The sequence below is a fragment of the Domibacillus antri genome, from assembly GCF_001936625.1.
In the GTDB taxonomy this organism is placed as follows: Bacteria; Bacillota; Bacilli; order Bacillales; family Domibacillaceae; genus Domibacillus; species Domibacillus antri.
Window position 1 is genome coordinate 22,708 of the sequence record NZ_MSDU01000041.1, and the last position, 8,771, is coordinate 31,478.

Genomic DNA, 8,771 nt, shown 5'->3' on the forward strand with positions numbered 1-8,771 from the left:
AATCAATTATGAAAATTCAGATTTTTTGATGTGTATTAGGGTAAAAATAATCCGGTATAATCAAACTTCATTTGTAAGCGTTTACTTATTTGTTCTTGTTTTGAAAGGTCTTTAGTGGAAAGCTTGACATTATTTTTAGAAAGAGATCGAGAGGGGATAGGCATATGAAGAACGGATCAAAAAAAGGTGTTATGCCAAGTATCGCTGCTTTTTTTCTTATTTTAATGACAGTATTAAACGGCTGCGGTGCAACAAGCACTGAGTCGGAGAAAGAAGTAAAAGAAGTTTCCGGGGATGGAGGAAGCACAACCATTAAAATGGGCCTTCCATCTTCAAATGCCAGCTATTTGCCGCTATTTGTCGCAAATAAAAAGGGATTTTTTCAAAATCATAATGTGGATGTTTCATTTTCTAAAGTTCAAGGTGGTGTAACTGCGCTGCGTGGACTGCAGACGGGTGATTTTCAAGTCATATCCAGTTTACCGGAGTCCGTCATTACCGGTGTTGCACAAGGTGCCGATGTTAAAATGATTGGAACATTAGATGATCAGTCGATGTACAGTATTTACAGTACACCCGATATTAAAAGTCCCGAGGATTTAAAAGGTCAGGTGGTCGCAACGAACCGTACAGGGAATGGCACGGATATTCAGTTGCGCTGGTGGCTGAAAAACAATGGATTAGAGCCTGACAAAGATGTACGTATTATCGAAGCCGGAGAAAACTCCACGCGCCTTCAGGCATTACTTACAGGTCAGGCAAAATTAACAATTTTAAGTCAGCCGACCGATTTAAAAGCAGAAGCATCCGGCATGAAAAAATTAGCTTTAATGCGTGATGAATTGAAAACATATAATCATAATATGCTGATGGCGAATGGTGACTTTTTGAAAAACCAGACTGAAGCTGCCAAAGGATTTATCGCCGCAGTAGGTGAGGCGACAGAATACGCAAAAAAACCGGAAAATCGTGATGAAATGGTCCAGCTGATTATGGAAGAACTGCAAATGGAACAAGCAGATGCGGAAGTATCGTTTGACTTTGTCCTGCCGTCGTTGGCCGATAATGCAGCGATCAATGTAGACGGTGTACAGTGGGCAATTGATACAACGAAAGAAACAGGTATGCTGAAAGAAGATGTGACAACAGATCAATTAATCGAGAATTTGACTGCTGCAAATTAAGAAATCGCTAGACCATTTATTCTGATAGAGGTGAGTTCAATGACTGAAACATTGGTAAAAACAAAGACACCGATTCTGCAATTTGATTCTCTGAATGTCATTTATAACGAAGGACAGCCGAATCAGGTTCATGCATTGAAAAATGTTTCCGGTGAGATTCATGAAGGGGAATTTATTTCTATTATCGGTCCCAGCGGCTGCGGAAAAAGTACATTGCTTCATACGCTGGACGGCTTGCTTGAACCGTCATCCGGGCGGATTTTTGTAAACGGTTCCCCTGTGCATGGTCCGGATGGAGACCGGGCTATGGTATTTCAGGATTTCGCTTTAATGCCGTGGCAGACGGTCTATCAAAATGTCGCTTTCGGATTGCGGTTAGAAGGGAAGCCGGATCGCGAAATACGTGAAAAAGTGATGCACTATATTAAGCTTGTCGGGCTGGAGGGATTTGAACAAAAATATCCTCATCAGCTTTCGGGCGGGATGAAACAGCGTGTCGGAATCGCCCGTGGATTTGCGGTCGAACCGAAAGTTCTCTTAATGGATGAGCCTTTTTCAGCAATAGACGAACAAACACGGGAAATTATGCAGGAAGAAGTTCTGAAAATTATGCTTCATGAGAAGAAGACGGTTATTTTTATTACCCACTCGATTGATGAAGCTGTATTTTTATCAACACGCATTTTCTTAATGTCGGTTCGTCCGGGACAAATTGTAGAAGAGGTAAAGATTGATATTCCGTACCCAAGAACGTTGGAAACGAAAGCATTGCCTGAATATCAAGAGTATAAGCAAGTCATTTGGGATCACCTCAAAGGTGAAGTTAGACGACAATATCGGAAGGGGGAAGCGTAATGGAAAAAGCAGAAGCGTCAGGAACAATCAATGTTGCATCATCGTCAATAAAAAAGGGAAAGAAGATTCCGCAGAGTATTTCTTATCCCGCTGTCACACTAGCCATTATTTTAGCTGTTTGGGAATTATGCGGACAATTAAATCTGATTGATCCGTTCATGTTCAGCTGGCCGAGCCGAATATTTATTGAAGCGCAAGGATTTTTCGCATCAGGTGAAGTCTTTAAACACCTTGCAATAAGTGGGATGGAAGTAGGTTTTGGGTTTGCTATGGCACTCATCGGCATTCCGATCGGGTTAATGATGGGTTATTGGAAAAAACTTGAACTTGCATTTGATCCATTTGTTACAGCGCTGTATACGACGCCGATGATTGCCTTAACGCCATTGTTCGTTTTATGGTTTGGCTTGGAGACGCTTTCAAAAGTCATGATGGTTTTTGCTTTATCCATCTTTCCTATCCTCATCAATACAATGGCCGGAGTGAAAATGACGGATGTATCATTAATAAAAGCAGCCCGTTCTTACGGGGCAAGTGAACGTCAAATGTTTAAAGAAGTCATTTTTCCTTCCGCTATACCGTTTATCATTACAGGTTTACGCTTAGCAATAGGCCGGGCATTGATCGCTGTTGTTGTCGCGGAAATGCTTGCGGGGAATATTGGAATTGGATATGCGATCAGACACGCTTCTGAACTGTTCCAAACGGCTGAATATTTAGCTTATGTAGTCGTCCTGATGGTGCTGTCCGTCTTATTGACGGAACTGTTAAAGATTTTTGAGAAAAAACTGGCACCTTGGCGGGAACGATAAAAGGGAGAGGCAGTGCAGTGCGCTGCCTCTTTCTTGCTGTCTTTTTCTAGTAAAATCACTTTTAGTAATAGTACATTCTATGCAAAAAAAATAAAATGTTTTTAAATGATGTGCCGTATACGAGAACTTAACAACCTACATTCATCACGACCATTTTATACTTAAACCATGAAAAAAATATAATGAAATAGTAGAAGAAGGAGTGGGAGCTATGTTAAAGAAAGAGGATAATGAAAAGCTGTGCCGCACGGATGCGGGAACGCCGATGGGTGAAGTATTCAGACGATATTGGATTCCGGCTTTATTGACAGAGGAGGTTCCTGAAAAAGACGGACCGCCAGTTAGAGTGAAATTGCTTGGGGAAGAGCTCGTGGCATTCCGCGATTCAGAAGGGAAAGTAGCCATTTTGGACGCTTATTGTCCGCATCGCCGGGCGCAGCTGTTCTGGGGACGTAATGAAGAATGCGGCATTAGATGTGTCTATCACGGATGGAAGTTTGACAGGGAAGGTCAATGTGTCGATATGCCGAATGAGCCGGAAGAGAGCCGTTTTAAACATAAAGTGGCGATTGCCGCTTATCCAACTTGGGAGAAGTCCGGTATTGTTTGGGTATATATGGGACCAAAAGAGGAGCAGCCGAGCTATCCGGATTATGAATGGTTAAGAGCGCCGGATACCCATTTTCAAGTTTCCAAAACATATGAAGGCTGCAATTGGTTACAGGCACTTGAAGGAGGCATTGATACATCACATTCATCATTTGCCCACAATAATAATATTCAAGATAAAAACTCAATGAGAAGCCGCGCGACAAACCCGAAACTGGAAGTCGATAAAACGGATTACGGGTTTAAATATGTAGGGATTCGGGACTTAAAAGAAGATGGGAACTACATTCGTGCTTATCAGTTCATCATGCCGTCCCAGCAAATGCGCGGACAAATGATGAAATGGCATGATGGAAGCCGTGAAGATTATCCGACAATCCGGGGACACATTTGGGTGCCAATTGATGATGAAAGCGTTTGGGTATGGAATTTTAAATACACAAGTGACCCGTCGATTGCTTTAGATCCTGAATTTTCTATGCAGCAGGAAATTCTTTTTGGGCGCGGACCGGATGATATGCTGCCCGGATACCGTCTTAAACGAAATCCTTCAAACGATTTCATGATCGACCGTGAACTGCAGCGCACGAAAACGTTTACAGGAATTTTAGGGATTAATACGCAGGATTACGCTCTCCAGGAAACGATGGAAAAGCCATTTCCGGATCGTACGAAAGAGCGTCTGGGAACGGCTGATCTGGCCATCATTGCTGCCCGTCAATTGTTACTGGAAGCTACGAAAGATATCGAATTAGGCCGTCAGCTAAAGGGTGTGGATCCGGAAACATACCGCAATGCGCGGGCATGTGATCAATTCCTGCCAAAAGGGGTCGACTGGAGAGAAGGACTAAAAGAAGATATGCATGCGAAGTATTAAACAAAATGTTTTTTAAACGACTGTTATACGTCCTTGAAGTGTATAGATTGCTGTAAAAAAGAGCTTTTTTATCACAAGAAAGAGGTGAAATCGGTGGCGATTTGGGATGATGTATTGGATGAAGAGGACAAAAAAAGGTTCTTGAAATCAAATATGGGCGGAACAAGAGATTTTGGTAAAGTACCGGCATTATTAATTGTTGATATGACATATGGATTTACCGACAGCAAGTTTCGTCTTGGCCATTCAGAAACAGGATATCCAGCTGTTGAAGCTACGTCTCACCTTTTACAGAAAGCAAGAAAGAAAAATATTCCTATATTTTTCACAATTCCTTTTTCCGAATCACACCCGTCTGGAATTGGATTGTGGAAAGGGGGGGAGCAAAAGACAGAGGAAGAAAATACAATTGTTGAACAAATTACACCATTTGCAAATGAAGTGGTTCTTCAGAAAAGAAGACCGAGCGCATTTTTTGGAACGAGTCTTGTTGATATGCTCATTTTCCATGGGATTGACAGCTTAATTATTACCGGTTTAACAACGAGCGGCTGTGTTCGTGCCAGCGTTGTGGATGCATTTTCATATAATTATAAAGTGGTCGTTCCAGAGGAGTGTGTAGGTGACCGAAGTCAAATATCTCATAAAATCAGCTTAATGGATATTCATATGAAATATGGCGACGTGTTAAAATTGGCTGACATTCTGAAATGGATGGAACAAACTCTTTCGTAACCATAACAGTGACATACAGCCAAGTGATAGAGCCTGATGTGTGACTATTTCAACAACAGCTTGCTGAAAGTGGGAGGTTTAAACAATGGGCTTTCTGAAGAGTTATCTGTCATTTAAAGGTTTTGTAATCGCTTTATTTTCCGTCATTCTAATCGGCCTTATGGGCTGTGCTCAAAAAGAGGATATTACGACTGGGGACAATGAAGCTAGTAATAATACAGTCAAAAAAATGCCCGATGAAACAGAAGAAGTGCATGTCGGTTTACCTTCAAAGCAAAACATGAGTTATATCCCTTTTCTTGTGGCCGAAAAAAAAGGTTATTATGAAAAATATAACTTGGATGTCAAATTTACGTACGTTCAAGGCGGTGTCCTTGCGCTAAGGGGCCTGCAAACAGGCGACTTTCAACTCATTTCTTCTCTACCGGAATCTGTTATTACAGGAGTAGCAGAAGGAGCCAATGTAAAAATTATTGGTACATTGGATAACCAATCCATGTATTCCATATACGTCACGAAGGATATTCAAGAAATCAGTGATTTAAAAGGAGAGAATGCCGCCGGGATGGTAACAGGAAATGGGACTAATATTCAGTTGGAATATTGGTTACAAGCAAACGGATTAGAACCAAATAATGATGTTAGAATTATTAACGCTGGAGATAATGCTGAACGGCTTAAGGCACTTCAGCAAGGCCAGGCAGCGGTAACGATTTTAAGTCCACCAACGGACTTGAAGGCAGATGAATTGGGACTTAAACGATTTTTGATGAGGGACCAATTAAAAACGTATAATCACAACATGATTTCTGCTAATGGAGATTTAATTAAAACAAAGCCAGAAGTTGTTTACGCTTTTATGTCCGCACATTCCGATGCGGTTGAGTTTGTTAAAGACGAAACCAATCGGGGAGAAGTAATCGACATTGTTATGGATAATATGCAAATGAGCAGAGCAGATGCTGAAAAATCTTTTGAATTTGTTCTTCCGGCATTAGCGGATAAAGGAAAAATGGACAGAGAAGGTGTCGAATGGGCGATCGATACCGTAAAAGCAGCAAAGGTTTCTGATAAAGATATTACGATCGATCAATTGGTAGATGAAAGATTTTATGCCGAATAATCAGGCGGGATGGGTGAATGGACCTTTGCGGAGTAACGGCCGCAAAGGTCTTTTTTAAAAAATGAGATTCTTGTTCTATATAAAAGAACAGGATTTACTTTTATTTCTTTTTACTTTGTAAAATAATCGTAATACGTTTTGCATGATAATACATTCATTCATTTTTAAAGGGAGGTAATGATACATGATGCCATCAAAACAGTTACACATTCCAGACTATTTATACGGGAAAACAATCGCTATTTTAGGGTACAGCAGTGAAGGACAGGAATATGCTCGTTTGCTGCGCGAACAGGAAATTTCGGTTGTGATCGGCTTAAGACCTGTGGACGATGCGTGGGCGGAAGCTGAGCGGGATGGATTTGAGGTGAAAACACTGTGGGAAGCGGTAGAATCGGCTAGTATTATTCAAGTTTGGTAACGGTAAAAAATCATGGGGGAATTATTTGCTTTATTGGCCGCTTTCTCTTTTGCTTGTGCGAATGTAATGGTAAAGAAAGGGACAAAGGAGGATGCGAAAGATAACGGGGCTTTTTTATCCGTTTTAATCACGTTATTTCTTGCAGGGATGATTGTTGTTGGCAGAGGAATTTTTCAAGGGTGGACACCGCTTAATAATGAAGGGATCTGGTGGTTTGTGTTAGCCGGTATTCTGACGGCCTTTATCGGACGAACGCTTTTGTTTACATCCATCCAGCATTTAGGTTCTGTCAGAGCCTCTGCCATTAAACGTTTGAATCCTTTCTTTGCGGTTTTATTAGGACTGATCTTTTTACAGGAATCGTTAAATTTGTGGATCACTCTCGGAATTGTATTAATATTCGGAAGTTCAGCTGTTCTCATGTTGGAATCTGTCCTCATAGCTCAAAAAAACAAAATGTTCATGCGTGAAACAAATGATAAAACATCTCAAATGACGGATCGGGATGAGAAAAACAGTCGGCATAATACATGGTTGATGAAAGTAAAAACGTTCGCCAGTTTCGGATATATATATGGAATTATTTCTGCTCTGGCATATGCAGTCGGGTATGTGGTCAGAAAAGAAGGACTGGAAGAGATACCGGACCCTTACTTGGGAACAACCGTAGGCGCCATTGTCGGCATTCTTGTGTTTTTGATTCTTTCATTATTCCAGAAACGATACAGGCAGTCGATTCAGGCCACTTTTTCGAGTTTTCGTCCCTGGCTGTTTGGCGCAGGAATTGCCACATCTTTTGGCCAAATTTTATATTTTGCCGCATTAACACATAGCGGTGTATCCAGAGTGGCTGTTATTGCGTCAACCGATGTGATCTTTACTTTATTTTTGTCTTCTATCGTGTTTAAAACACAGGAAAATATTACGAAAACAGTTATCATTGCTTCTATTACCGCAATGGTGGGGGCAGGTTTAATCGCCTTAGGATAAAAATACACAGAGGCAGGGGAGTACATGTGCAAAACCAATCTTTGCTTACATTAAAACAGCAGCTTGCCACAGCGATTCGTATGCTGGAAAAAGAACAACATATTGATTTTAACGGTCATTTTAGCGTTAGAGTGCCGGAGACTGAATATATATTTATTAACGCCGCAGCTGCGAGCAGGAAAACGGTAACCGAGTATGACATAATCACAATCGATTTAAATGGGGAGATAATAGAGGGCAATGGAACCCCTCCAAACGAATATCCGCTACATACAGAGATTTATAAACGGAGAAATGATATTCAAGCGATTGTCCACACTCATCCCCGTTGGTCGACTTTGTTTACAATAGCCAATGTCCCGCTTCGTCCTGTTATTATTCAAGGAGCTGTGCTCGGGGAAATTCCGGTCTTTCCTAAATCTCAGTCTATCAGCAGCACAGACATTGCAAATGAACTGACTGATCAATTATCTGAGCATCAGGTTATATTGTTGAAGGCCCACGGAGCTGTTGTCACCGGTGATAATATAATGGAGACGTTCGTACGAAGTATCTTTTTAGAGGAAAATGCTTGCAGGCAGTACATGGCGAGCCAGATGGGGGATGCCCACTCTCTGGATGAAGAAGAAGTCCGAAGTACAAAGGAATTTATTTGGCAAAAAAAGAATATACAAAAAGTGTGGGATTATTACGTCAGCAATCTGAGCACTATTTAAGTAAATCAAAAATACGAGACCCGAAAAACACCTATTATAGGTGTTTCAGCTTGTAGACAAAGTCTTCATTTTGAAGGCGATGCCTGCAGGCTTTTTTTGTATCTGACTTTCCGCATGTAAAAAACAGTAAATAGTGTTTTTTCGTTTTTTTCTCAATCAAAACCTGAAAAAGCAGCTGGTCTTTGGTCTTTTTATGGTTTTGCAGCCGGATTAATAACTATTTTCAAATCGGCTTACTCAGAAATATTTCCATACATCAACCAGCTGCTTGGCTGTTTTTTTAAAAATTTATTGCCGGATGTGCTGTTTCATTTCCATAATCGGGCTGATGAGAATGGCTGTACTGAAGCCTGCCCATTCGATGGCTTGATGCATTTGTGGCCTATGCGGCTCAGCGATGTCGCGCTCGCTGGCGATCGCCATTGTCAATAGCCCTTCCATTGTCTTTC

General features: G+C 41.2%; 9 protein-coding genes. All 9 read left to right on the forward strand.

Annotated features, from left to right (window positions below; translation table 11 throughout):
• Positions 1-164 precede the first annotated feature (164 nt).
• The 9 genes from BTO30_RS14500 (at position 165) to BTO30_RS14540 (ending at position 8,322) form a co-directional block, all read left to right on the forward strand.
• Positions 165-1,184, forward strand: coding sequence for an ABC transporter substrate-binding protein (locus BTO30_RS14500; RefSeq protein ID WP_075399426.1), 1,020 nt, complete (start codon positions 165-167; stop codon positions 1,182-1,184).
• A 39-nt stretch (positions 1,185-1,223) separates the two neighbouring features.
• Entirely contained in the window at positions 1,224-2,039 is an 816-nt protein-coding gene (locus tag BTO30_RS14505; protein WP_083632451.1) for an ABC transporter ATP-binding protein, read from the forward strand.
• A complete protein-coding gene (locus tag BTO30_RS14510) occupies positions 2,039-2,851 on the forward strand; it encodes an ABC transporter permease (protein WP_075399427.1) in 813 nt (270 codons plus the stop codon). Before BTO30_RS14505 ends, BTO30_RS14510 begins: the two co-directional genes overlap by 1 nt.
• Positions 2,852-3,062: 211 nt before the next feature.
• Positions 3,063-4,337, forward strand: a complete 1,275-nt coding sequence (locus BTO30_RS14515) for a Rieske 2Fe-2S domain-containing protein (protein WP_075399428.1) — start codon at positions 3,063-3,065, stop codon at positions 4,335-4,337.
• Between the two features lie 93 nt (positions 4,338-4,430).
• Positions 4,431-5,072 carry an isochorismatase family protein gene (locus tag BTO30_RS14520; protein ID WP_075399429.1) on the forward strand — a complete coding sequence of 214 codons (642 nt, stop codon included), beginning with the start codon at positions 4,431-4,433 and terminating at the stop codon, positions 5,070-5,072.
• Between the two features lie 85 nt (positions 5,073-5,157).
• A complete protein-coding gene (locus tag BTO30_RS14525) occupies positions 5,158-6,195 on the forward strand; it encodes an ABC transporter substrate-binding protein (protein WP_075399430.1) in 1,038 nt (345 codons plus the stop codon).
• A 184-nt stretch (positions 6,196-6,379) separates the two neighbouring features.
• Positions 6,380-6,616 (forward strand): Rossmann-fold NAD(P)-binding domain-containing protein, encoded by a 237-nt coding sequence (locus BTO30_RS14530; RefSeq protein ID WP_075399431.1) that lies wholly within the window; start codon positions 6,380-6,382, stop codon positions 6,614-6,616.
• Between the two features lie 12 nt (positions 6,617-6,628).
• Positions 6,629-7,606: a DMT family transporter gene (locus tag BTO30_RS14535; protein WP_075399432.1), complete on the forward strand. Its 978-nt coding sequence runs from the start codon at positions 6,629-6,631 to the stop codon at positions 7,604-7,606.
• A 26-nt stretch (positions 7,607-7,632) separates the two neighbouring features.
• The gene (locus BTO30_RS14540) at positions 7,633-8,322 is read left to right on the forward strand and encodes a class II aldolase/adducin family protein (protein ID WP_075399433.1); all 690 of its coding nucleotides are present in this window, start codon (positions 7,633-7,635) and stop codon (positions 8,320-8,322) included.
• Positions 8,323-8,771: the final 449 nt, after the last annotated feature.